Source organism: Vibrio sp. 10N.247.310.17, assembly GCF_041466605.1.
In the GTDB taxonomy this organism is placed as follows: domain Bacteria; phylum Pseudomonadota; class Gammaproteobacteria; order Enterobacterales; family Vibrionaceae; genus Vibrio; species Vibrio tasmaniensis_A.
This window is the reverse complement of the sequence record NZ_JBFSTC010000054.1, coordinates 13,040-34,487: the sequence shown is the minus strand read 5'-3', so window position 1 is coordinate 34,487 and position 21,448 is coordinate 13,040. Positions and strand designations below refer to the sequence as shown.

Below are 21,448 nucleotides of genomic sequence, written 5' to 3'. Positions count from 1 at the left end.
CTACTTCTTCTTGAAGATAAAAGCGGCTTTCCCCGGAAAGCCGCGATGAACCTTATTTTACAGCCCAAGCAATCGTCTCGCCGCCACGGATTGGCACAACAATGTCTGAACCGAAAGGCATGGTTTCAGCAACGTTCCACTCTTCTTTAACAAGAGTGATGGTGTCTGTATTACGTGGCATGCCGTAGAAATCCGGACCATTGTGGCTCGCGAACGCTTCTAGGTTCTCAATCTTGCCTTCTAAATCGAATACTTCAGCGTACAGTTCAACCGCAGCGTGTGCTGTGTAAGAACCTGCACAACCACATGCTGACTCTTTAGCGCCTTTCGCGTGTGGCGCAGAATCGGTACCCAAGAAGAACTTCTTGCTACCGCTTGTTGCCGCTTCGATAAGTGCTAACTGGTGTGTGTTGCGCTTAAGGATAGGTAGGCAGTAGAAATGTGGCTTAATGCCGCCAACCAGCATGTGGTTACGGTTGTAAAGCAAGTGGTGAGCTGTGATGGTTGCCGCTACGTTCTCGCTAGCGTTCTTAACGAAAGTCGCTGCATCTGCAGTCGTGATGTGCTCTAGAACGATCTTCAGGTTAGGGAAGTCGTTAACAATCGGTGCTAGAACCGTGTCTAGGAACTCTTTTTCACGGTCAAAGATATCAACATCGTGAGCCGTTACTTCACCGTGTACAAGCAGCAACATACCCACTTCTTGCATCGCTTCTAGTACGTGGTAGATCTTTTGAGCTGAAGTTACACCTGAATCCGAGTTTGTCGTCGCGCCAGCAGGGTATAGCTTCGCCGCTACAACAGCGCCACATTCTTTCGCTTTGCGAATTTCATCAGGTGTTGTGTTGTCTGTTAGGTAAAGTGCCATTAGAGGCTGGAACTGTTCACTTGGCTGCTCTGCCATGATGCGTTCACGGTAAGCAAGAGCCATTTCGGTATCGGTTACCGGTGGGATGGTGTTTGGCATGATTAACGCTCGACCATTGTAGCGGCTGATATCGCGCACTGTATCTTTTAATACTTCGCCATCGCGTAGATGAACGTGCCAGTCGTCAGGACGAGTAATCGTAAGTTGTGTCATTGAAGGCTCCCACCATTTGAAGTGTTATGTAGTTGGAGCCTAAACTCGGCGAAATCTGTGAAAGCAATCGCTTACGTTTAGGCGACAGGATGATAGTGGAAAAGCACTTTCATTTCATCCTATTTTTAACTCTTCAGGGCTAGGAGCTTGTTTTTATGGCGTTTTAATTCGGTATTTATTTTTGGATACGGGTTAGCGAGTCGCCACCCAGAGTCCGTGGATCATTCCTGGTACCCAAAAGAAGAAGGTCAGGACGATGTTAATCAGCAAATCTTTACCTGCGCCACGAGCGAAGAACACACCAACAGGCGGAAGCAGTACACATAAAATGATAATGACGAGTTTGTTCATGATAAATCCTTTTTATTCAATGAAAGTTCAATGCGGTAACCGTGTTCACATTATAGAACGTATGGAGAGTGTTAATGCATTGCTGTCTTAATGTATACAAGGCAGTGATTTAAACATCTCAAGATATTAGCTTAGTATCAAGTGTTTAATGCCTGCCAGTTTATCTATTTATAACCATTTGTTAGCATTGGGACAAACAACAAAACATTGGAATCGTTATGTCGCAGTCACCTATAGATCGAAAGGCTTCAGAGCAAGCTCCTTCCTTATCTCAAATCAACGTGTTTCCGGTTAAATCAGTAGGTGGGATTGCACTCTCTTCTGCTTGGGTCGAAAAACAGGGCCTTACCTTCGACAGACGTTTTATGTTGGCGTTGGCTGACGGATCAATGGTGACGGCGCGTAAGTACCCTAAAATGGTCAAAGTGTCTTCTAGCTTGCAGCCAGACGGTTTGATTTTTACTTATGAAGGTAAAGAGCCGCTGCGCCTGAAATACGCAAACTTTAAGATGCAAGAAGCGCCTGCAACGGTATGGAAAGACAGCTTTACTGCGTATACCACTAACGACGAGGCGGATGATTGGTTCAGCGATGTGCTTGGTGTTCGCGTAGAACTGCTGTTCTGTGGTGAGCAATCAAATCGTGTTCGAGAAAAGCTTGGTCAGAATGTCAGTTTCGCTGACGGCTATCCAATGTTGGTGATCAGCCAAGCCTCTCTAGATGAGCTCAATCGCCGCAGCCCTGAAGTTCATTCAATGGATCAGTTCCGCACTAACTTTGTTGTTTCAAATACAGAAGCCTTTGCCGAAGACGGTTGGAAGCGTATCCGAATTGGTGAGGTTGAATTCGAAGCGGTGAAGCCTTGTGAGCGCTGTATCCTGACGACAGTCGATGTTGAGAGCGGCGAATTCAGAGCGACAAAAGAGCCTCTTAATACCTTTTCTACGTTCAGAGCTAATGAACGCGGTGGCGTTTTCTTTGGTCAGAATCTAGTGGCGAAAAATGAAGGTCTGGTGAAAGCGGGTGACGTGGTTGAGGTACTTGAAACCAAAGAGAAAGAGCACTATGAAGACACTTGGGTTGAGTCACTGCACTTAACTTGCGTCGAGCGTGAAGAGATCGCTCGCGACTTCACGACGTTCTGGTTAGAGCCAGCGAAAGAGAACCATTCATTACCAAACTATCAGCCGGGGCAACATTTACCGATTGAGATGGTGATAAATGGCGAAAAAGTGTCTCGTCGTTACACGCTATCTTCTAGTCCTTCACGCGCAGGTCGTTTGGCGATTTCCGTGAAGCGAGTGGACGATGGTCAAATCTCAAACTGGCTCAATGATCACTTCCAAGTCGGTGATACGCTTGTTGCTCAAAACCCAGATGGTGCATTCTATTTAGAACCAAACCCAAAACACCCGTTACTGCTTTTGTCTGCAGGAAGCGGTATTACGCCAATGTTGTCGATGCTTCGCTATTTAGCCGACCATGGACAGATTGATGATGTGGTTTTCTATCACCAATGCAGCAGCGAAGAAGACATCCCTTATCAAGCTGAGATTGACCAGATCGCCAAAGAGCACGAAGGCTTAAGTGTGATTTATTCATTGAGCCAACCAACGAAAGAGTGGGATGGTTTGTCTGGACGTTTGAGCGTGTCTCATGTCGCTGAAATTGAAGATCTACACAAGCGCCAAGCGTTCGTGTGTGGCCCTGACGGCTTTATGGATAATGCTAAGAAACTGCTGATTCAAATGGGGCTCAACCCTCAGCATTACCATCAAGAAGCGTTTGGTGTCGCTCAGTCAACAGAAGAGACGGTGAAGCAGCTACAGTTAAGTGTGAACGGCTACCTGTTCGAAGGTAATAATCAATCAACCTTGCTAGAGCAAGCGGAGTCGGCGGGGGTGTCTATTGCTTCAAGTTGTCGTGCGGGTTTCTGCGGTGCTTGTAAAGTGACGCTTGAGTCCGGACAAGTTCATCAACCGGATGTCCCTGCATTGCAAGATCATGAACGTAATATGGGGCAGATCTTGGCGTGTTGTAGCGTGCCTCAAACCGATATCGAAGTTGTAGATTAACGACTCGTTAGATCATTACGAAAAACGCATTAAAGAACACTAAATAGAAAAGGCCGGAAGTTCGTTAAATGAACCTCCGGCCTTTTTGATTCTTACAGCGTCGCTATTTTTAAAAACGTAGTTTGCCTTACGATGTTATTGATTAACTGAAATTAATCGTAGATCGTTGGGATTGGTTGACGCTTGTGCTGTGTTGCTTTGTAGATGCCAACTAAGCGATCGGATACGTCTTGAGGTACTGTTTTACCTTCAAGGAAATCGTCAATTTGATCGTAAGAAAGGTTCAATGCTGCTTCATCGGCTTTCTGTGGATCAAGCTCTTCTAGATCAGCAGTGGGTACTTTCTTAACAAGTTGCTCTGGAGCGCCCAACGTTGCTGCAAGCTCACGAACTTGGCGTTTGTTCAAACCAAATAGTGGTGCTAAATCACATGCGCCGTCACCGTGCTTAGTGTAGAAACCAGTGATGTTTTCCGCTGAGTGGTCAGTACCAATCACCAGACCGCCAACGTAACCAGCAATTTCGTATTGTGCGATCATGCGAGCACGAGCTTTCACGTTGCCTTTCACAAAGTCGATTTTTGCTGAATCTGTTGGTAGTAGACCTGTGCCTTCAAGAGCAACGTGAGAGGCTGCGTGAAGCCCGTCAACACCCGCTTTAATGTTGACAGAAACAGATTGAGAAGGCTGAATGAAAGAGAGAGCAAGCTGTGCTTCGTCTTCATCTTTTTGTTCACCGTAAGGTAGACGAACCGCGATGAATTGGTACTCGTCGCTACCAGCGCTTTCATTTAGGCTATCAACGGCCATCTGTGCCAAGCGGCCACAGGTTGTTGAGTCGACACCACCACTGATACCAAGGATCAGTGATTTGCATCCTGACTGTTGAAGTTTCGTTTTGATAAACTCCACACGACGAGTCACTTCGAAGTGAGGGTCAATTGAAGGTAGTACGCGCATTTCGTCACGAATTAACTGTTCCATTCGTATTCCTTTCCTACAAGCAAATTAAAAATCTAGTGTTATCATACCTAAATCATCCGATTTAAAAACCTCTTTGCACAAGCTTAGAAAGAGAAGGCAGTAATAAGTAATGGAAAAAATAGCCATTTTCGGTAGTGCGTTTAATCCACCGAGTTTAGGGCATAAAAGTGTGATTGATTCATTGGCTCACTTTGACAAAATCCTGCTCGTTCCAAGTATTGCCCATGCTTGGGGAAAAGAGATGCTAGACTTTGATACGAGATGTCAGTTAGTTAACGCATTTATTAGCGATCTTTCATTGGATCAAGTGGAGCTTTCTTTGGTCGAAAAGAGCCTATTTACTCCAGGTGAAAGCGTAACGACTTATGCGGTGCTCAGCGCACTTCAGAAGTTATATCGTGATGCGGAACTCACGTTCGTTATAGGTCCTGACAACTTCTTTAAGTTCTCATCTTTTTATAAATCAGATGAGATTACTGAGCAGTGGTCTGTAATGGCTTGCCCTGAAAAAGTGAAAATTCGTAGTACTGATATCCGCAATGCGCTGATAAGTGGAAGCGATGTTGCAAAACTGAGTACAAAGTCAGTTACAAAGATATTGCAAGATAATGGACTGTATACAATAATGTAGATTCACTCACTTAGGAGGTCTGATGACTATGCTAAAGCGCGCGATACCAGCGACGATGATCATTGCAGCATGCAGTTTACCTGCATATGCTGAGTGTGATTTTTTTAGCCTAGATTCGGTAATGCTGACTTCTGATGACGAAAATAGCTGCTTGGATTTCTCTACTAGCCTTGAATCTTTCGGTCAACGTATGATCGAGCTCAGTGGGTTAAGTGAAGGTGAACCTGAATCAAAGCCAGACTATTGGTCTGATTGGGTTATTCAAAGCAAAGATGCGCCTTTGTTAACTCAGAGCCTTGAGTCTAACTATGTTGGTCTCGGTATGTGGTTTCCAGAAGAGCTAGAAGATGAACAGTATAATATGTCGACAGAAGAGTGGTTGATGAACCATGGTCTTCAACTGAGCATCGGTTTTGGTGATAAAGTTGAAGGGCAGCCGCGTATGCGTTTTGATTACCGTTGGCATGACTCTAGTGATGCAGACTTAATGATGCAGGTTGAGCTGCCATTCTAGACAGGTAGTTCATTCTTTTTTGTCTAAGTGCTAAGAATTAAAAAAGCCGCGAAAACTGAGTTTTTGCGGCTTTTTAGTATTTGGCTTGCTAGTTTTAATACCAGCTCTCACTTACCGCCAAGCTATAAATCTTCACCAAACACGAGCATGCACAGTTGCTCGAACTCTTCTTCTTTACCTGAGAACAGGTCATCAATCACAAGAGTACGTTTCTGACCTGATTGCATGCGTTTCTTCGCCTCGCGCATTACCATCACCAATGTGTGCTCTTGCGGTAAGTTCGAGTCATCAACATTCCATTGATTGAATCGCTGAGACAGAGCACTTTCACAAAGCAGTGGTTTAAACGACAACACTTCTTGCTTCAATACAGAAAGCATATCTTTAAACGCTTGCTCAGTATTATTCGTTTTTAGACTACGAGACTTAGTAACTTCTAGCTTTTCTAGCAACGCAGAAGAGAGGTTCGTTTGCGTGACGTATCCCGCTTGTCTTGGGAATGAATCCGTCAAGCGCACAGAAAAGTCGACACGATTGACCTGTGTGTTTGGAAAGTAGGTCAGTGATGTTAGGCAGTCATATGGAACCCAGACGCTCTGACCTGGCTCGACGGCATACTCTTGTTTGCCCAGCTTAATCAAAACCAAACCACTTTGAACCGATACAAGGCTATGCTTAAGTACTTTTTTGCGTGGTGTAATCACCAGGTGTGAAAAGTAAGCCGATGTATATTCAATAGCGAAGTTCATAGATAGTACCTTAGTCTTGGGGCGTCAAGATTACCGTTAATCTTAAAGAATGCCAATAATAACAGGGCATTTTCGATGTTTCTGGTCTGACCTTGTCAAAAGTATGGGCTCTGTAGCTGCGATAAGTCAAAACAACGCGTAGAATGAGCCAGCTTTTTATTATATGAATGAAAAAATGACCTCTCCAACCGATCCATATGTTGATATTCGTCCTTACGGCGATGATGAAATTCCTGCGGCACTAAACCGTCTTATTAATGATGAAGAATTTATCAGTGCAATCTTGCACTATCGTTTTTCAAACCATGCGTCTTGGTTCAAAGCGTTAATGAGCCCGATCTTGCGAGTGTACTTGAAAATGAAATGGAGCAAGCTGACTAGCGTTGAATCCATTCAGATCGAAGTGAAAAAGTACTTACGCGATATGCTCGCTAAAACCACCAAAGGGGTGACATACACGGGTTTAGAGTCACTGGATGCGAACCAAGCGTACCTGTTTGTATCAAACCATCGTGACATTGCTATGGATCCAGCGTTAGTTAATTACGCTTTGCATCTGAAAAATCATCAAACTTGCCGTATTGCCATTGGTGATAACCTACTAAAGAAGCCATGTGCGACTGAATTGATGCGTCTGAACAAAAGCTTCATCGTAAAGCGTTCTCTAAAAGGGCCACGTGAAATGATGAAAGCGCTAGGGCAGTTGTCTTCGTACATTAAGCACTCTCTAGAAACAGGTAACTCTATTTGGATCGCTCAGAAAGAAGGTCGTGCAAAAGACGGCAATGACTTCACAGAGCCAGCAATTCTGAAGATGTTCCATGTTGAAGGGCGTAAGCAAAAAATCGTATTTCCTGAGTACGTGAAATCATTGAAGATCGTTCCTGTGGCTATTTCATACGAAAACGATCCATGTGACACAGCGAAAGCAATAGAGCTTTTTGAAAAAGACGTAAACGGCAGTTACGAAAAGGGTGAGTTTGAAGATATCGAAAGTATCATTCAAGGCATCATCGGTAATAAAGGGCGTGTTCATGTTGGTTTTGGTCAGGTTATTGACCAAGATTTCGATACGCCTGAAGCACTTGCTCAAGAGATTGACCGCCAGATCCATGATAACTACAAACTATTTCCTGTGAACTTACTGGCTGCAGAAAAAGAAGACGAGTCGATTACAGCTGCGGTGAAGCAAGAGTTTGAAGATAAACTATCGAGTTTGCCACAAGGTGCTCGTCAGTACTTGATCGATAGCTATGCGAACCCAGTGAAGAATATTGGTTAACGAGCGTTAGCAAACAAGTTCGTTGATTGAATTGAAAAAGGAGCCTAAGGCTCCTTTTTTTTATAGCGGTATAGGTGTCTTTTTCTAAGTACTGCTATTACCGTCAATCAATCAATCAATCAATCAATCAATCAATCAATCAATCGAACGGCAGGTTAGCGAGCAACAGCACCACCAAGATCTAATTGGGTCGGCCACGTGGTAATCGTGTTACCACCTAGGTAGATATTGCCTTTGACCGTCATGGTATCGGGAAATTCTGTAATTGCAGATCCGCCAATATATAAATCGCCATCAACCACTATCCCGTTTGGCAGCTCGGTTAAAGGAGTACGGATCACGCTTAGGTCTCCTTTTACTCTAAAGCCGTTGGGAAGCCGTATTAGGGGGGTATCTGTGAGGTTGATGAATCCACCCACTCTCACACCTTTTGGCCAACGGGTAATCTTACTTCCTATCAAGTCGGCGTAGCCTTTTATTTTTACGCCCGATGGAACTCGGGCTAGTAGGCTGTTACCGCCTTTAAGGCTTCCCTTAACTTCCAACCCTTTGGGAAGGCGAGTGATTGCGGTTTTTTCTATATTTAAATTGCCATCGACGACCAATCCTGTCGGTAGCGATGTATAGGGCTTATTTCGTAAATATAAGTTTCCGTAATTATCCAGATGGTTCAATATTTGATACTGATCGAGTGGTTCTGCAGTCACATTTGTTATGGTTAAAGAACCAATAATAAGTACAATTATTCGGAGCATAACAAGCTTCTTATTACGATAGACGTTAACACTATAATGAAAAAATTATTCTCGCATAGTGTTTTACTCATTTGTTGGTCGGTAAAAAAGAATAGAACACAATGAAAGGCGAATCTGTGATTGAAATAAAGCGTCAAATTCTAAAAGGCTTTGTGATTGTAACTTCTGTATTTTGTTCAGTATCAGCGAATGCTAATAAAATAATATCAACGCCCGCTAAGGCTGCAGTCGTCGTCACTCAGAGTGGTTCACAGCAACGAGTTTGTTATTATGATGATAAGGCCTATAGCCTAGGTGCGGTCGTTGAAGTTTCAGGAGTGTTGATTCGATGTGCTGCCGAAAATGATTTTGAGACCAATGGTGCTCTAGGCTGGATTGAGATTATAAAAAAAGACGAGAAATAAACTCGTCTTTCATTGGTATGAGTGTTGGTGCTTATATTAACGTGCTAGAGAGCGAGTCTTAAGTTCGAAAATAATCTTCTCAGCGCTGACTTCAAACTTAAAGCGAGCATTTAATTCTGTGCTTTCTTCTGTCAGTTCTGATGCTTCAAACTCAACGTTGCTAGACACTTGTTTAGCAAGCTCAACGTACTTAGCAAACTCAGTTTCAATGAGTGCTTTAGAGTTACCGTAAACCGTTACTTCGGCAACATCGTCGCCTTCTTTAATGATAAACCCGATTTCACCTGCGCAGCCGCAAGCCTCACATACATCATTGTTACCAATATCTTGGCTCATAAATAATCCTCTTACAAAGTCTGCGGTTATTCTAGCGAGCTATTTGAACTGTATCTACAAAAATCAAAATCTTTGAACTAATTTTTACTAGTATGCTATGCTATGCTGTTTGGTAGGATATTTAATGAATATGTATATTCGCGACGATAAATATGTATGTGATTAATATCACGTTTTCCTGAAGAGGTACGTTATTTATTTGTCAGAATATCATTCACTTAGTTGCGCCAGGAATGATTTTATAAGAGTATCTATCGCTTGACAGTTATTTATACAATGAATTTTTCGTTGGGTATTTCATATTCTAAGTAGTTATTTAAACTTATCGACTTAGGATTGTAAGGTGATTTTCGAAGAATAATTAGACAAAGTGCCCAAAGAGGCAACACTGTAAAATTGTTCGTACAAAGTATTTGTGGGTATTTAATGGAAATACTTGCGAAAAAATACCTTACTCACATAATGCTGATAACGATTTTCATTCTGACTTCATTCGGTTGAGTTAGATGGATTTACAAAGAGAAGAACCTGAATATGCCAAAGCGTAGTAAAGAAGATACAGAAATCACGATCCAGAAGATCATGGATGCCGTTGTAGACCAGTTATTGAGATTGGGTTACGACAAAATGTCATACACGACGTTGAGTCAACAAACAGGCGTTTCTCGTACAGGTATAAGTCATCACTTTCCAAAGAAAACGGATTTTACTGCTGCTCTAGACGGTCGTATTTTCAAGATGTTTATGGAACACATTGACTTTGAAAATGGCCTTGATGCATTTTCGGCTAGCTGGGTTGCAGCACTTGAAGATGCTGAGTTCCTAGCGATCTTACGTTTACTTTTCCATCATATCGTTACTGCCGAGAATGCACATGAGTTTGCGGCAAACGGTATCGATCGCTTGTACAAGCTAACTGAAACTCAGTTTGGTGATGCTAGTGGTAAAGAACTAGAGTGGTTGATTGGTAAGTCATTGATTCATATGAGCCAATAATCAACACGCAATGAAAGAAGCTCCTGAGGGGGCTTTTTTTGTACCTGTAGTTTCACTTTTCTTTCTTTTTTCCTCTAGCTCTCACACCGTTGTCGTTATCTTGTCTTTGTGCTGAATAAAGTTATTTCTTTTCTTTTTAGATATTTAGGGTTTCGCCTGCATCTTTCTGAGTAACTAAAAGCTTACTAACATTAACTGATGGTGTGCATTTCTAGAGCCTCAAACGCTCAAGGTGAGTCGTTTTGGTGCTTGCTGTTGTAGTTATTAATAAAATTGAGTTTAAACCGAGAGAGTAGCTATGAGCCAATAAAAAGCCCCGAACAAATCGAGGCTTAGGATTACGTCATCGTTATCAAGAACGAATACTCAAAACGAACCTGTTCTTAATCGAGCTTATTGTGCGGGATGAACCTGGGGGAAGTTCATGGTTGGGTGCTTTTCTACAATACTTATGTAGCCGTACACATCTTCAATCATCGAAGGCTTAAGTGCTTCCCAAGGGCTGCCATCGCAAACTAAGTTTCCCTCTTTCAAAACTATCAATCGATCTGAGTATTGAGCGGCTAGGTTTAAGTCATGTAAAACTACGATAACCGCGGCATTGTGGTTGTCGGCTAACTCTCTCGCGATCTTTAACGTGTTGTGCTGATGGGCAAGATCCAGTGCTGATGTGGGTTCATCAAGCATCAAGATACATTGGTCACCAGAATAGTGAAGTTGGGTTAGCACTCGAGCCAAGTGAACACGCTGTTTTTCACCGCCAGATAGAGAAGGGTAGAGCCTTTTGCTTAGGTGAGACACATCGGCAACATCCATTTTCTGGCTAGCTATGCTAGTGAGCTTCTTGTTGGACTCTCGCAACGGGATACCACCAAGCTCGACAACTTCGTGTGCCAGAAAAGGGAAGGTCAACGTACTATGTTGAGGAAGCATCGCCAAGTGCTTAGCCAACTTTTGAGAAGACCACTTGTCTTTGGTGTGTCCAAAATACTGAATATCACCAGTGCTCGATATCTCCTGACATAAAGCTTTCAGCAGCGTACTTTTTCCTGCGCCGTTTGGTCCAAGTAGTGTGGTTACCTTTCCTGCTTCAATCTCAATAGAAACGCCATCTAAAATCACTTTGTTGCCGAACTTCACTTCGATGTCGGTTGCTTTTAACGCTGCAGGAAACATTAAAGGATTCTCCCTTTCTGTTGAAATAGTAGATACAAGAAAAATGGAGCGCCGATGATTGCAGTGACAATACCAACTGGCAATTCAGCTGGAGCCAGTGCCACGCGTGAGGCCATGTCTGCAGCTGTTAATAGTAACGCGCCTAACACTGCTGATAGTGGCAACAGAATTCGGTGGTCAGGGCCAGCCAACATACGACCTAAATGAGGAATAACCAGTCCGATGAAGCCAATCATGCCAGACAAGCTAACCGTGATACCAACGCCCGCAGCCGTCAGTAGAATCAGCTTTCGCTTGAGTTTCTGTACTGGGATGCCAAGGTGTTGCGCTTCTGACTCGCCCAGTAATAGAGCATTCAGTGACATTGCTTGGCGGTAGAAAACAACAAACAATCCAACGAGTGTGACAGCAGCAAGTAAAATTCCGGACCACTTAGCACCCGCCAATGAACCCATCGACCACAACGAAAGATCACGTAGCATTTGGTCATCAGCAATGAAATTCAAGAAGCCAATACCTGCGCCTGACAATGCACTGATCGCAACACCCGCTAATAACATGATGGTCACCGAGGTACCAAATTTTCCCGTACCTAGCTTATAAACTAGCAGGGTGGTTAAAGCGCCACCTAAAAAGGCAAATACTGGTACGGCCGCAAAGTTCATAAAAGCAGGGTATTGCAGTGAAAGCTCAGAGAAAAGAACAATGGCCAACGCCGCGCCTAATGCAGCTCCGGCAGAGACGCCTATGATCCCAGGTTCTGCAAGCGGGTTTCGAAACAGTCCCTGCATGACCGCACCACATAATGCGAGAATCGCGCCGATTAGCATACATAAGATGGTTCTCGGTAAGCGGATCTCTTGAATCACCAAATTGATGTGGGGAGCTAAGTCATTGCTGGGTTGGAATAGGCTGGCTGCGCTGTCAGCTAAGCTTATGTCCATAGGCCCAACGGTGACCGAGTACAGCGCGGTTAAGACTAGGATAGCGCCAAAGCCTAACATCGATATTTTTAGTGGGACGGATCGTAACAACATAAAGAGCCTCAATGTCTATCACTAGCTTCAATCCTCGTAACCGATTTTGCGAAAGCGACGCAGTAATGAGGATTGAGCAAGTAACAGTAAAAATAGGGTAGTGAGTTATAGCGGATAGATAAGTTATAGCGGATAGATAAGTGCGTTTATTCGCTTCGCTTCAGAAAGGCTTTCAAGACCAAGCCCTCCAACTAGAGCGCTGCCCTTTACGGTAATGATTTGCTTGTTCATGCCTGCTGGGGTTGCCGCTAGCATAGGTAACGATTTAAGAATGGCATCAGCGCCGCCCATTTTCTGGTAGCTACGGCCACTGACTAAAATCACATCTGGTTGCATTTCTACCAGTGATTCCATCGATAATGGCTTGTATGACGTTAGGCTTTGAGCCGCAGGGTTAACACCGCCAGCCAGTTCAATGATAGCGTTGGGTGATGTTTCACCGCCAGCAACGTTTGCAGGACGGCCTTCATGCAGTAATAGGAACAGAACTTTCTTCGCTTCGTTGTTGGGTACTTGGTTAGCTTCCAGTGCCGCAATCTTCTGATTTACTTCTGCTTTAACTTGCTGTGAGTGAGCTTCGGTATGGGTAATCTTTGCAATTTGATCGATACGCTTCAATAGCCCTTCAACGTTTGTTTCGGTGTTAACGATCTCGACATCGATACCCACAGATTTTAATTGAGAAATGGTGTTGTCTGGCCCCATCTCATCTGAGCCAATCAGTGTGGTTGGCGATAAGGCAATCAACCCTTCTGCAGAAAGGTTTCGGTGGTAACCAATCTTTGGTAGCGTTTTTGATTGAGGTAAGTGACTGGTCACATCAATTGCAATCAACTGCTCTTCAGCACCCAGAGCAAGAACTAATTCGGTAACTGCGCTGCCAGCACTGATGATTCTAGGTTGTTTTGCGTCGTCAGCATTGGCGATAGGTGCTGCAAGTACCAACCCCATCGCGGCGATTGCGAGTAAATGTTTGTTGTTCTTTAATTTATTGAGCACTTTTAAGTCTTTCATAATAATTTATTTGTACTTTCTTTTGATGGAGAGTAATCGCGAAGATGCTTTGTGATCAGCCTGTCCGCATGTTGAGTTTGAATCGATAGAGAGCTGGCTTTGGTTATTTGGTCTTATCAATAAAGAGTCCAATCTCATAAAAGGTGCTAGGTCTCATGAAAATTTAAGAGTCGTTCTAGCCTTCCTCCGTGAGTAATTGGGTTGCTGGAATACCGTTTTCTTGTAAGAACGACAACAACTTCACTAAGTTCTCAACGTTAGCTGCTTTATCGGCGCCAATGATGATCGGTTTCTTATCCGATGTGCCTGTTTCTTCTAACAGTGCGATCTTGAAGTTTTCCCAGTCGATGTACTCTTGGCCGTTGATCGCCCAGTAAGGTTCGTGATCTAAGATATTGACGCTAATCGAATCTTTATGAACTTCAGAAACGTTTTTAATATCAGAACTCGGAAGCTCCACCTCTAATGACTCCAACTTCACTGATGCTGTCAGTAGAAGGAAAACCATCACGATAAATATAATGTCCAGTAAGGGTGTTAAATCCGGAACTAAGCTCTGTGTTTGAGATGAGTGGGGCGTTTTAATCATGCTTGGCTCACATCACCGATAGAGGCTTTGCTGACAGGAGTCCCTTGAGTGTCGCCAGACTGACTGGTTTGAATTGACATGCCTTCTAGCCAAACATTTACATAATTCAGAGTGTGTTCTAACTGAGCTAGCACTCGATCGGCCCATAACCCGAGTAGTTGAGCTCCTGAAATCGCAGGAAGCGCAATCATCAAACCCGCAGCAGTGGTTCTCATTGCTAATCCAAGACCGTCTGCCAAATCATTAGGCGTGATGCTGCCTGTTGTAGCGGCAACGCCTTTAAACATCTCAATAAGCCCAAGTACTGTGCCAAGCAGGCCAATTAGCGGGCTGATGACGCCGATCAAGCCAAGCAGTCTTAAACCTGCATGAAGCTGGTGGCGTTTCTCTTGTAGCCAAATCCCTGCTGCATCTTCACGTAAACCTTTTGAGAAAGAGTGGTGAGCAAGCAGCATCGACACGCCCTTGTACAGCAGAGGTCGTTTACCAGAAATAGATTGTGCTAATGCTTCGATTTCTTTGCTATTGGTTGGTGAAATCTGATTGAGCTCATGACGAATAGCGCGTTTGCCAACCCCAATGCTTAGCATGACTTGGAAGATACGCTCTGCGATGATCATTGCTGTTAATGCTGAACAGATAAGAAGAGGCCATGTCATTAGGCCAAGTTGATCTTGTAAGTAACTGATTTGTTGCATGGTTAATCCAACTTAAAACGAACAGGTATTTGCACACGGTGAGCAATTGCTCGACCATTTACAGTATGAGGTGAGAACTTCCATTTCTTAATGGCTTTCAAGGCAGCGTTGTCGAGCATTAGTGCGCCTGATGAGTTGACTAATGCCTGTTTAATTTGTTTTCCTTCAGCGTCTAACCAGACCTCATAAGTTGCGACACCTTCAACGCCTCGGCGCCTTGCTTGGCGTGGGTAGCTTGGTGGCGTTGGACGAGCTGAAAAAGAGGGCCTAGTGATTAACACCGGCTCTTGGTTAGATACGCCTTGATTAACTTGTCGAGGTTGGTTGGCGGACTCGTCCATATTTTTATCGACTTTTTTGTCGGCCAGCTTTTCTGGTTGAGTCACCGGTTTTTTTTGAATCGGCTTTTTCTCGGCTGTCTTCTCCACAACCTTTTTCTCTACTTTCTTGGGCTGAGGTTTATTGGTGATCGCTTTTTTCTTTGGTGCAGGTTTAGCTTGCTTTGGCTCTACTGCTTTCGGTTCGACAGGTTTAGGTTCTGGGTGTGAGAGCGTTTCCTTGATTGGCTCAGGCTCAACTGGCTCTGTAACGGTTTTTTTCTGAGCTTGTGAGGGAACGCTCTTTGGAGTGAAGTTGATCGATACCGTGTTCGATTGGCTACCTGCTGGCATTGCAAAGACTTTGGATTCTTGAGCGACAAATAACATCGCCGCATGAATCACTAACGATGCACCGCCTGCAATAACATATCTAGGTACGTTCACATTCAATCCTTCACCAAATCTAAAATATGTATCGGATTATTGCTTAGAATCTAAATAAGATCAATTATCAATTGCATTATCATTTGCGTCTATTTATGATTCTCTCAGTTTTAGCAAACAGTCTTCCAGGCTTTGCTATATAAGTGTTTAGAGAGATTATATGAGCGTTGATATATATAAGTTTGACGAATCAATTCTGGGCGTTTCTAGCCCAGACCCACTTCGTTTTGCATTTGCCAAAAAGCAATCTGCACATGCTGGGGGAAGCTCAATCCCGGTCGACCCGAGCAAGAAATTGGAAATCTTTGATGAATTGATGCTGAGTGAAGGAAAGAAACAGGATAAACGTTGTTTGTATATCCATATTCCTTTTTGTCGCGTGCGTTGTACGTTCTGCAATTTCTTCCAAAATGCCGCAAGCCGTAAATTAGTGGATGAGTATTTTGATGCACTGATGGTTGAGCTAATGCAAAAAGCCAAAACCTCTTGGGCTCAGTCTGGACTATTTCACGCCGTCTATATTGGTGGTGGAACACCCACCGATTTATCTCCTCTACAAGTTGAGCTGTTAGGTAAGGCTATTCGTCAACACTTCCCATTAGCGAACGATGTGGAAATGACCTTAGAAGGGCGGATTAATCGATTTGGCGACGAGATGTTTGATCGTTCGCTGGAAGGTGGCTTCAATCGTTTCTCATTCGGTATTCAAAGTTTCAATACTCAAGTTCGACGCAGTGCTAAGCGCTTGGATGACCGAGAAGTTGTGTTGGAACGTATCAGTTCACTGAGTCGCACTGAACAAGCGCCTATCGTTCTTGATTTGCTATACGGGTTGCCACACCAGTCTATGGAAGTATTTCAACAAGATTTAGAAGACTACATGTCGACTGGCGCACACGGTATTGACCTCTACCAACTGATTGTTTCGGGCAACGCGCCTATGCTTAATCTTGTTGAGAAAGGAAAAATCCCACCACCGGCTAATACGCCAGATAAGGCGAGTATGTACTTGGCGGGCGTTGAGTTCATGGCAAAGCACAAGGTTAAGCAACTGAGCGTGAATCACTGGACTCGTGATAACCGCGAACGCAGCATTTACAACAGCTTAGCGAAAACTTATGCCGAAGTTCTACCCATTGGTTGTGGCGCTGGTGGCAACATCGGTGGTCATGGTGTGATGCAACATCGAACTTTAGACAGCTACATGGAGTCTATAAAGCAAGGTCAATTGCCAATAGCCATGATGACCAAGCAAAGCTCACTAGAGCCAATCTTCTCTTCATTGAAAGCCGGTTTTGATTCTGGTGTTGTAAGAAGAAGTACGTTGCCGAGTTTTATGGGGCAAGACACGTTTGACTACCTGAAGCCTCTGTTTTCACATTGGGAAAAGAATGGCCTAGTTGATCTTTCGGAAGATTACCTGAGCCTGACTATAGCTGGCAGCTTTTGGGCGGTAAGTCTTGCACAGAGTGTGATTCAAGTGCTTAACACTGAGTATCAGACCTTGCACCCAGCACCAACTGCCTCTGGCTTGGGTGCTCACCCGCATGCAAGTTTGAAGCACGCTTAATCTCGAATTTTTAGTTTATAACTTACGTAAATCACTCGTTTATACGGAAACTTATTCAATGACAGATACAACATTCGCAATGACAGAAATTTTAGAACAACGTGTCGCACGCATTCTAGAAGAAGAACCAAAACTGCTTCCTACAGCGATTGCTGAGAAGCTAGGTGTTTCAGAGGTTGAAGTTGTCGCTGCTTTTCCTGGAGACATGGCGGTGATGTTAGATGGCAGCCGTGCTCAAGATATTCTAGAAGGTTTGGTTGGTTGGGGCCCAGTGACCACAATTATGCATTCATTTGGTTCAATCTTCGAAGTAAAGGCGCCGTTCCCTAAAGGCAAAGTCGCACGTGGTTACTACAATCTGATGGGTAAAGAAGGCGAGCTGCATGGCCACTTAAAACTGGATAACATCAAACATATTGGTTTGGTGAGCAAGGCGTTCATGGGGCGTGAAAGTCATTACTTCGGTTTCTTCAGTGAAACAGGCGAGAACATTTTTAAGATCTACCTAGGTCGCAATGAAAAGCGTGAACTTATTGCCGACCAAGTTGAACGCTTTAACGCACTAAAAGAAAAAGCTTAACCAGACTTAACGGCAAGCTTAAATAAGGTTGCTAACTCGTTTAAACAGAACATCAATGCTCGAGGATCGTTTAGTTCGCTAATGATCGCTCAACCTCGAGCAAAATAATAAATCAGAGAAAGTGAAGAAAGGAATTACCAATGGAACAGCAAGTAAAACAAGAACGTCTACAAGGTCGCCTAGGTCCAGAAATTAAAGAATTTCGCCAAGAGCGCCGTACCCTTCAACTTGCAACGGTTGATGAAGAAGGTCGCCCGAACGTAAGTTACGCCCCTTTCGTTCAGAACCAAGAAGGTTATTTTGTTCTAATTTCTGATATTGCTCGTCATGCTCGTAACTTGAAAGCAAACCCTCAAGTCTCTTTGATGATGATTGAAGACGAAGAGAGCTCGAAGCAGCTTTATGCACGTAAGCGTTTAACGTTTGATGCTCAGGCAAGTGTTGTAGAGCGTGAAACGGAGCTTTGGACTCAAGTGATCGGCCAGATGCAAGAGCGTTTCGGCGAGATCATTGATGGTTTGAGCCAGCTTCAAGATTTTTCTCTATTCAACCTCAAAGCAGAGAATGGCCTGTTCGTAAAAGGTTTCGGTCAGGCATACCAAGTATCTGGCGACGACTTAGTGGATTTCGTTCACCTGCAAGAAGGTCACAAAAAAGTGTCTAACGAGTAAGCTCGTTTAACGGATTACTTTAGGAGCCCTCTAATGTGAGGGCTTTTTTGTGTCTAAGCAGTCATAGCCGCGTCGTTTAAGACTTTCGCTCCTCGCAACATGGCTTCGATTAATTCGCCTGCATTGAATTTCTCTAGCGCTTCATGTGCACCCACCTGATTAGCTCGGTCAACACAGATCTCACTGGATAGTGAAGTATGTAAAATACAGTAGGCATGACTGAGTGCGCTGTCGTTTTGTACTTCAAATGCAAGTTCATAACCATCTAACCCGGGCATCTCGATATCACTCACGAGAAGATCAATTGCTGTACCTTTTGCAGCCTCACCTCGCATCAGGTCAATAGCATCTAAACCGTTGTTACAAATGCTATAAGGGATGTTGATGCTGTCTAAGGCATCAGACAGCTGCTTTCGTGCAATCAAAGAGTCATCAACCAATAGAATGTTCAGAGCTTTTAGGCGTTCTCTCTCGACATCTGTCAGCATCGGAATATGTGCGTTTTCATAAGCAGGGTAAATCTTAGAAAGTAATAACTCTACGTCGAGCATCTGCACGATACGATCTTCAAAACGTGTAATGCCGGTAACAAACACATTGGTTCCTACACTCGCGGGTGGCGACTCAATGCTCTTCCAGTCACATTCAATGATTTTATCAATCGAACGAACCAAGAATGCTACAACGGTTCTTAAGCAATCTGTCACGATGAGCACACAGTCTTGGTATTCAGTCGGTGTGATCGGCCGAAACCCAATAGCTGCGGACATATCAATAACTGGAACCGTAAGATCGCGAATCGTGACGGTACCAATCACATGGTGATGAGAGTAAGGGATTTGGGTCATTGGCTGGAAAGGAACGATTTCTCTGACCTTAAGCGTGCCTATCGCAAAACTTTGAGTGAGGGATAACTTGAACATCAGCATTCCCTGTGACTGACTCGCTTTACTTATCGGTTTGGCCATAAGTGGCTCCTACTTAATACGCGCTTAATCTATAAGGATTAATTTAAAGGGAAATGGCATCCGCAGCAAGTCACTATGCGGTTTTTAAAGATCTTTAAGGGGGTTGTTTTCGGTTATAGAGTGAAGAATGATGATTCTTGGGTTAAAATCACGCTAAACGCAGGCGTTTGATGGACTTTTGTAGCCGTAAGCTGAATTACAAAAGTCAGTACTCTGATGAATTCTACGTAATCATCACAAATAAACTGACCGCAACAAACTGAGAATTATCATGGCAAGAACAGCAGCAGCGCTTCATATATTGGTGAAGCATAAAGAATTAGCAGAAGACATCATGACGCAGCTTAAAAAGGGCGCTAAATTTCAAACGCTAGCGAAGAAGCATTCAACCTGTCCATCTGGTAAAAAGGGCGGCGACCTAGGCGAGTTCAAAAAAGGTCAAATGGTGCCTCAGTTTGATAAGATTTGTTTCTCTGGCGAGACACTTGTACCACATCTGGTAAAAACAAAATTTGGCTGGCACGTAGTGAAGGTTCTTTACCGAACTTAGTCATTAATATGTGTTAGATTGAATAAAAGGAGCGTAGATACGCTCCTTTTTTGTCATTTTTGGGCGCATTTAAAAACATTATGGCTGAGTGTTCATCCCGGACGTTATGCGATAATTGGCGCTACGCCCTTAACTATCCACCTTGACTAATCGGTGGGAGGAGGAGGGGTTTTAATGAGTAACTCATATAATAAATACCATTCTTAAGGAAATTTATGCAGCTTTGCCTTTTAGCCTTTGTATTTATCTAGAAAGCTGTAAACGAGTTTGGTAGGAGAACAACATGGAGAGTTCAGCTATGTTAAGCACCCCAGCGACAGATGTTATATTGCATGCTTTTGACTGGTGCTACGCTGACGTAATGAAGAACGCCCCTCTGATTCAAGAGTTGGGTTATAAATCTGTTTTAGTCTCGCCGGCAATGAAGTCGTTACGAGGGCCTAAAGGCTGTGATCGAGATACAGGTACCCAATGGTGGCAGCGCTATCAACCCCAAGATTATCGTGTGATCGATAATCAGCTTGGTGATACGCAAGACTTCACTGCAATGGTGAACACGTTAAAGCTACATGGGCTTCGTACCTATGTGGACGTTGTGTTTAACCACATGGCTAACGAGTCGAGTATTCGCGGTGATTTGACGTATCCAAATCAACAAGACATGGCGTCTTACCAACAAGATTCTGAGTATTACGAATCCGTTCGTTTGTTTGGTGATCTTTCTAAACCTTTGTTTGATGAGAACGACTTTGTCGAAGCGTTTGGTATCAAGAACTGGAAAGACACTTGGGAGGTGCAAAACGGACGTATTACTGGTGGAGCAAGCGATCCAGGCCTGCCAACGCTGTTAGACAACGACAATGTGGTTACACAGCAGCGAGCTTACCTAAAAGCCTTGAAAGTGATTGGTGTGAAAGGGTTTCGCATCGACGCAGCGAAACACATGACACTGTCACATCTACGTAAGGTTTGGACTGATGATATCTGTGAAGAAATGCATATCTTTGGCGAGATCATTACTGACGGTGGTGCAACCAAAGAAGAGTACGAACTGTTCCTCGAGCCTTACCTTAAACACACTCGTTTAGGGGCGTATGATTTTCCGCTATTCAATACCATCTTCAAAGCTTTTGAAGAGCAGGGCAGTTTTAAGTCTCTGATCAACCCATACTGTTTTGGTCAAGCTCTGTCGAACATGCGAGCGATCACTTTTGCTGTCACTCATGACATTCCAAATAACGAGGTGTTTTTGGAACATGTGATGGATGAAGTCGACGAGCAATTAGCTCACGCCTTTATTCTTGGACGAGATGGCGGTGTGCCGCTTGTTTACAGTGAGCTCAGCACCAGCGGTATTCTGGACAAGAGTGGCCAACCTCGTTGGCTTAACGACTGGCAAGCGCCTTATATGAAAAACATGATTCAATTCCATAACCATGTTCATGGCGAAGCGATGCAGGTGGTTGAAGCCAATGATGACTTGTTGGTGTTTGTTCGTGGCGACAAAGGCATTGTGGTGATTAATAAATCGAAACGAAGCAAGACGGCCTCATTAAATTGGACAGGCGCTGTGACGGATCTGTTGTCTGGCGAAGTGTTCGAATGTGTTGGTAAGGACTTAACTATTAAGGTTGAATCCAACCAGTGCATGATGCTGACGACCAACTAGCTCGA

General features: G+C 43.9%; 24 protein-coding genes. 11 read left to right on the top strand and 13 right to left on the bottom strand.

The features are described 5' to 3' along the window. Positions 1-52: 52 nt before the first annotated feature. Both pyrC and AB6D80_RS15175 read right to left on the bottom strand, forming a co-directional pair. The gene (pyrC, locus tag AB6D80_RS15180) at positions 53-1,081 is read right to left on the bottom strand and encodes a dihydroorotase (RefSeq protein ID WP_371701978.1); all 1,029 of its coding nucleotides are present in this window, start codon (positions 1,079-1,081) and stop codon (positions 53-55) included. 192 nt (positions 1,082-1,273) lie between these two features. Further along, positions 1,274-1,432 (bottom strand): YqaE/Pmp3 family membrane protein, encoded by a 159-nt coding sequence (locus AB6D80_RS15175; protein ID WP_008215717.1) that lies wholly within the window; start codon positions 1,430-1,432, stop codon positions 1,274-1,276. 218 nt (positions 1,433-1,650) lie between these two features. Here AB6D80_RS15175 and AB6D80_RS15170 point away from each other — a divergent pair, with 218 nt between their 5' ends. Beyond that, a complete protein-coding gene (locus tag AB6D80_RS15170) occupies positions 1,651-3,507 on the top strand; it encodes an MOSC N-terminal beta barrel domain-containing protein (protein ID WP_371701980.1) in 1,857 nt (618 codons plus the stop codon). A gap of 152 nt (positions 3,508-3,659) precedes the next feature. Here AB6D80_RS15170 and nadE read toward each other — a convergent pair whose 3' ends face one another. Then, the gene (nadE, locus tag AB6D80_RS15165) at positions 3,660-4,490 is read right to left on the bottom strand and encodes an ammonia-dependent NAD(+) synthetase (protein ID WP_102249397.1); all 831 of its coding nucleotides are present in this window, start codon (positions 4,488-4,490) and stop codon (positions 3,660-3,662) included. A gap of 109 nt (positions 4,491-4,599) precedes the next feature. Here nadE and AB6D80_RS15160 point away from each other — a divergent pair, with 109 nt between their 5' ends. Together AB6D80_RS15160 and AB6D80_RS15155 are read left to right on the top strand one after the other, a co-directional pair. Further along, positions 4,600-5,121, top strand: a complete 522-nt coding sequence (locus AB6D80_RS15160; protein ID WP_371701982.1) for a nicotinate-nicotinamide nucleotide adenylyltransferase — start codon at positions 4,600-4,602, stop codon at positions 5,119-5,121. Between the two features lie 22 nt (positions 5,122-5,143). Beyond that, positions 5,144-5,635, top strand: coding sequence for a hypothetical protein (locus AB6D80_RS15155; RefSeq protein WP_371701983.1), 492 nt, complete (start codon positions 5,144-5,146; stop codon positions 5,633-5,635). A 122-nt stretch (positions 5,636-5,757) separates the two neighbouring features. On the opposite strand, the gene AB6D80_RS15150 is transcribed toward AB6D80_RS15155, so the two are convergent. After that, positions 5,758-6,384: a hypothetical protein gene (locus AB6D80_RS15150; protein ID WP_017097078.1), complete on the bottom strand. Its 627-nt coding sequence runs from the start codon at positions 6,382-6,384 to the stop codon at positions 5,758-5,760. Positions 6,385-6,559: 175 nt separating this feature from the next. On the opposite strand from AB6D80_RS15150, the gene AB6D80_RS15145 reads away from it, so the two are divergent. Beyond that, positions 6,560-7,666 carry a 1-acyl-sn-glycerol-3-phosphate acyltransferase gene (locus AB6D80_RS15145; RefSeq protein WP_372188963.1) on the top strand — a complete coding sequence of 369 codons (1,107 nt, stop codon included), beginning with the start codon at positions 6,560-6,562 and terminating at the stop codon, positions 7,664-7,666. Between the two features lie 155 nt (positions 7,667-7,821). On the opposite strand, the gene AB6D80_RS15140 is transcribed toward AB6D80_RS15145, so the two are convergent. Then, the gene (locus AB6D80_RS15140; RefSeq protein WP_012600255.1) at positions 7,822-8,421 is read right to left on the bottom strand and encodes a hypothetical protein; all 600 of its coding nucleotides are present in this window, start codon (positions 8,419-8,421) and stop codon (positions 7,822-7,824) included. 101 nt (positions 8,422-8,522) lie between these two features. Here AB6D80_RS15140 and AB6D80_RS15135 point away from each other — a divergent pair, with 101 nt between their 5' ends. After that, a complete protein-coding gene (locus AB6D80_RS15135; protein WP_009845740.1) occupies positions 8,523-8,825 on the top strand; it encodes a YnjH family protein in 303 nt (100 codons plus the stop codon). Positions 8,826-8,861: 36 nt separating this feature from the next. Here AB6D80_RS15135 and AB6D80_RS15130 read toward each other — a convergent pair whose 3' ends face one another. Beyond that, complete coding sequence (locus tag AB6D80_RS15130; protein WP_009845739.1) at positions 8,862-9,161, bottom strand: YfcZ/YiiS family protein; 300 nt, start codon at positions 9,159-9,161, stop codon at positions 8,862-8,864. A gap of 534 nt (positions 9,162-9,695) precedes the next feature. Between AB6D80_RS15130 and AB6D80_RS15125 the strand changes: the two genes are divergently transcribed. Continuing rightward, positions 9,696-10,157 carry a TetR/AcrR family transcriptional regulator gene (locus tag AB6D80_RS15125; protein WP_009845738.1) on the top strand — a complete coding sequence of 154 codons (462 nt, stop codon included), beginning with the start codon at positions 9,696-9,698 and terminating at the stop codon, positions 10,155-10,157. A gap of 393 nt (positions 10,158-10,550) precedes the next feature. Here the strand turns inward: AB6D80_RS15125 and AB6D80_RS15120 are convergent, their stop codons facing one another. The 6 genes from AB6D80_RS15120 to AB6D80_RS15095 all read right to left on the bottom strand — a co-directional run bounded on the left by AB6D80_RS15120 (position 10,551) and on the right by AB6D80_RS15095 (position 15,435). Continuing rightward, on the bottom strand, positions 10,551-11,333 hold the full coding sequence (locus AB6D80_RS15120) for a heme ABC transporter ATP-binding protein (RefSeq protein WP_372188961.1): 783 nt from the start codon (positions 11,331-11,333) through the stop codon (positions 10,551-10,553). Then, positions 11,333-12,370 carry a FecCD family ABC transporter permease gene (locus AB6D80_RS15115; protein WP_372188960.1) on the bottom strand — a complete coding sequence of 346 codons (1,038 nt, stop codon included), beginning with the start codon at positions 12,368-12,370 and terminating at the stop codon, positions 11,333-11,335. Before AB6D80_RS15115 ends, AB6D80_RS15120 begins: the two co-directional genes overlap by 1 nt. 123 nt (positions 12,371-12,493) lie before the next feature. Beyond that, positions 12,494-13,384, bottom strand: a complete 891-nt coding sequence (locus tag AB6D80_RS15110) for a hemin ABC transporter substrate-binding protein (RefSeq protein WP_372188958.1) — start codon at positions 13,382-13,384, stop codon at positions 12,494-12,496. 175 nt (positions 13,385-13,559) lie between these two features. Beyond that, positions 13,560-13,973, bottom strand: a complete 414-nt coding sequence (locus AB6D80_RS15105) for a biopolymer transporter ExbD (protein ID WP_009845734.1) — start codon at positions 13,971-13,973, stop codon at positions 13,560-13,562. Beyond that, the gene (locus AB6D80_RS15100) at positions 13,970-14,671 is read right to left on the bottom strand and encodes a MotA/TolQ/ExbB proton channel family protein (RefSeq protein ID WP_012600261.1); all 702 of its coding nucleotides are present in this window, start codon (positions 14,669-14,671) and stop codon (positions 13,970-13,972) included. The genes AB6D80_RS15105 and AB6D80_RS15100 overlap by 4 nt, the downstream gene beginning before the upstream one ends. Before the next feature lie 2 nt (positions 14,672-14,673). Further along, on the bottom strand, positions 14,674-15,435 hold the full coding sequence (locus AB6D80_RS15095; RefSeq protein ID WP_029222881.1) for an energy transducer TonB: 762 nt from the start codon (positions 15,433-15,435) through the stop codon (positions 14,674-14,676). A gap of 160 nt (positions 15,436-15,595) precedes the next feature. Here AB6D80_RS15095 and hutW point away from each other — a divergent pair, with 160 nt between their 5' ends. The 3 genes from hutW to hutZ all read left to right on the top strand — a co-directional run bounded on the left by hutW (position 15,596) and on the right by hutZ (position 18,256). After that, positions 15,596-17,005: a heme anaerobic degradation radical SAM methyltransferase ChuW/HutW gene (gene hutW, locus AB6D80_RS15090; protein WP_372087222.1), complete on the top strand. Its 1,410-nt coding sequence runs from the start codon at positions 15,596-15,598 to the stop codon at positions 17,003-17,005. Positions 17,006-17,063: 58 nt separating this feature from the next. Further along, the gene (gene hutX / locus AB6D80_RS15085) at positions 17,064-17,585 is read left to right on the top strand and encodes a heme utilization cystosolic carrier protein HutX (RefSeq protein WP_372188956.1); all 522 of its coding nucleotides are present in this window, start codon (positions 17,064-17,066) and stop codon (positions 17,583-17,585) included. Positions 17,586-17,725: 140 nt separating this feature from the next. After that, entirely contained in the window at positions 17,726-18,256 is a 531-nt protein-coding gene (gene hutZ / locus AB6D80_RS15080; RefSeq protein ID WP_004731858.1) for a heme utilization protein HutZ, read from the top strand. Positions 18,257-18,309: 53 nt separating this feature from the next. Here the strand turns inward: hutZ and AB6D80_RS15075 are convergent, their stop codons facing one another. Then, positions 18,310-19,224, bottom strand: a complete 915-nt coding sequence (locus AB6D80_RS15075; protein WP_012600266.1) for a chemotaxis protein — start codon at positions 19,222-19,224, stop codon at positions 18,310-18,312. Between the two features lie 271 nt (positions 19,225-19,495). On the opposite strand from AB6D80_RS15075, the gene ppiC reads away from it, so the two are divergent. Then, complete coding sequence (gene ppiC / locus AB6D80_RS15070) at positions 19,496-19,774, top strand: peptidylprolyl isomerase PpiC (RefSeq protein ID WP_009845728.1); 279 nt, start codon at positions 19,496-19,498, stop codon at positions 19,772-19,774. A 283-nt stretch (positions 19,775-20,057) separates the two neighbouring features. Beyond that, on the top strand, positions 20,058-21,443 hold the full coding sequence (locus tag AB6D80_RS15065) for an alpha-amylase family glycosyl hydrolase (RefSeq protein ID WP_372188955.1): 1,386 nt from the start codon (positions 20,058-20,060) through the stop codon (positions 21,441-21,443). Positions 21,444-21,448: the final 5 nt, after the last annotated feature.

Bases quoted from the DNA above. Each gene is read 5' to 3' on its own strand.
- pyrC (WP_371701978.1), bottom strand. From the start codon at position 1,081: ATGACACAACTTACGATTACTCGTCCTGACGACTGGCACGTTCATCTA.
- AB6D80_RS15175 (WP_008215717.1), bottom strand. From the start codon at position 1,432: ATGAACAAACTCGTCATTATCATTTTATGTGTACTGCTTCCGCCTGTT.
- AB6D80_RS15170 (WP_371701980.1), top strand. From the start codon at position 1,651: ATGTCGCAGTCACCTATAGATCGAAAGGCTTCAGAGCAAGCTCCTTCC.
- nadE (WP_102249397.1), bottom strand. From the start codon at position 4,490: ATGGAACAGTTAATTCGTGACGAAATGCGCGTACTACCTTCAATTGAC.
- AB6D80_RS15160 (WP_371701982.1), top strand. From the start codon at position 4,600: ATGGAAAAAATAGCCATTTTCGGTAGTGCGTTTAATCCACCGAGTTTA.
- AB6D80_RS15155 (WP_371701983.1), top strand. From the start codon at position 5,144: ATGACTATGCTAAAGCGCGCGATACCAGCGACGATGATCATTGCAGCA.
- AB6D80_RS15150 (WP_017097078.1), bottom strand. From the start codon at position 6,384: ATGAACTTCGCTATTGAATATACATCGGCTTACTTTTCACACCTGGTG.
- AB6D80_RS15145 (WP_372188963.1), top strand. From the start codon at position 6,560: ATGACCTCTCCAACCGATCCATATGTTGATATTCGTCCTTACGGCGAT.
- AB6D80_RS15140 (WP_012600255.1), bottom strand. From the start codon at position 8,421: ATGCTCCGAATAATTGTACTTATTATTGGTTCTTTAACCATAACAAAT.
- AB6D80_RS15135 (WP_009845740.1), top strand. From the start codon at position 8,523: ATGAAAGGCGAATCTGTGATTGAAATAAAGCGTCAAATTCTAAAAGGC.
- AB6D80_RS15130 (WP_009845739.1), bottom strand. From the start codon at position 9,161: ATGAGCCAAGATATTGGTAACAATGATGTATGTGAGGCTTGCGGCTGC.
- AB6D80_RS15125 (WP_009845738.1), top strand. From the start codon at position 9,696: ATGCCAAAGCGTAGTAAAGAAGATACAGAAATCACGATCCAGAAGATC.
- AB6D80_RS15120 (WP_372188961.1), bottom strand. From the start codon at position 11,333: ATGTTTCCTGCAGCGTTAAAAGCAACCGACATCGAAGTGAAGTTCGGC.
- AB6D80_RS15115 (WP_372188960.1), bottom strand. From the start codon at position 12,370: ATGTTGTTACGATCCGTCCCACTAAAAATATCGATGTTAGGCTTTGGC.
- AB6D80_RS15110 (WP_372188958.1), bottom strand. From the start codon at position 13,384: ATGAAAGACTTAAAAGTGCTCAATAAATTAAAGAACAACAAACATTTA.
- AB6D80_RS15105 (WP_009845734.1), bottom strand. From the start codon at position 13,973: ATGATTAAAACGCCCCACTCATCTCAAACACAGAGCTTAGTTCCGGAT.
- AB6D80_RS15100 (WP_012600261.1), bottom strand. From the start codon at position 14,671: ATGCAACAAATCAGTTACTTACAAGATCAACTTGGCCTAATGACATGG.
- hutW (WP_372087222.1), top strand. From the start codon at position 15,596: ATGAGCGTTGATATATATAAGTTTGACGAATCAATTCTGGGCGTTTCT.
- hutX (WP_372188956.1), top strand. From the start codon at position 17,064: ATGACAGATACAACATTCGCAATGACAGAAATTTTAGAACAACGTGTC.
- hutZ (WP_004731858.1), top strand. From the start codon at position 17,726: ATGGAACAGCAAGTAAAACAAGAACGTCTACAAGGTCGCCTAGGTCCA.
- AB6D80_RS15075 (WP_012600266.1), bottom strand. From the start codon at position 19,224: ATGGCCAAACCGATAAGTAAAGCGAGTCAGTCACAGGGAATGCTGATG.
- ppiC (WP_009845728.1), top strand. From the start codon at position 19,496: ATGGCAAGAACAGCAGCAGCGCTTCATATATTGGTGAAGCATAAAGAA.
- AB6D80_RS15065 (WP_372188955.1), top strand. From the start codon at position 20,058: ATGGAGAGTTCAGCTATGTTAAGCACCCCAGCGACAGATGTTATATTG.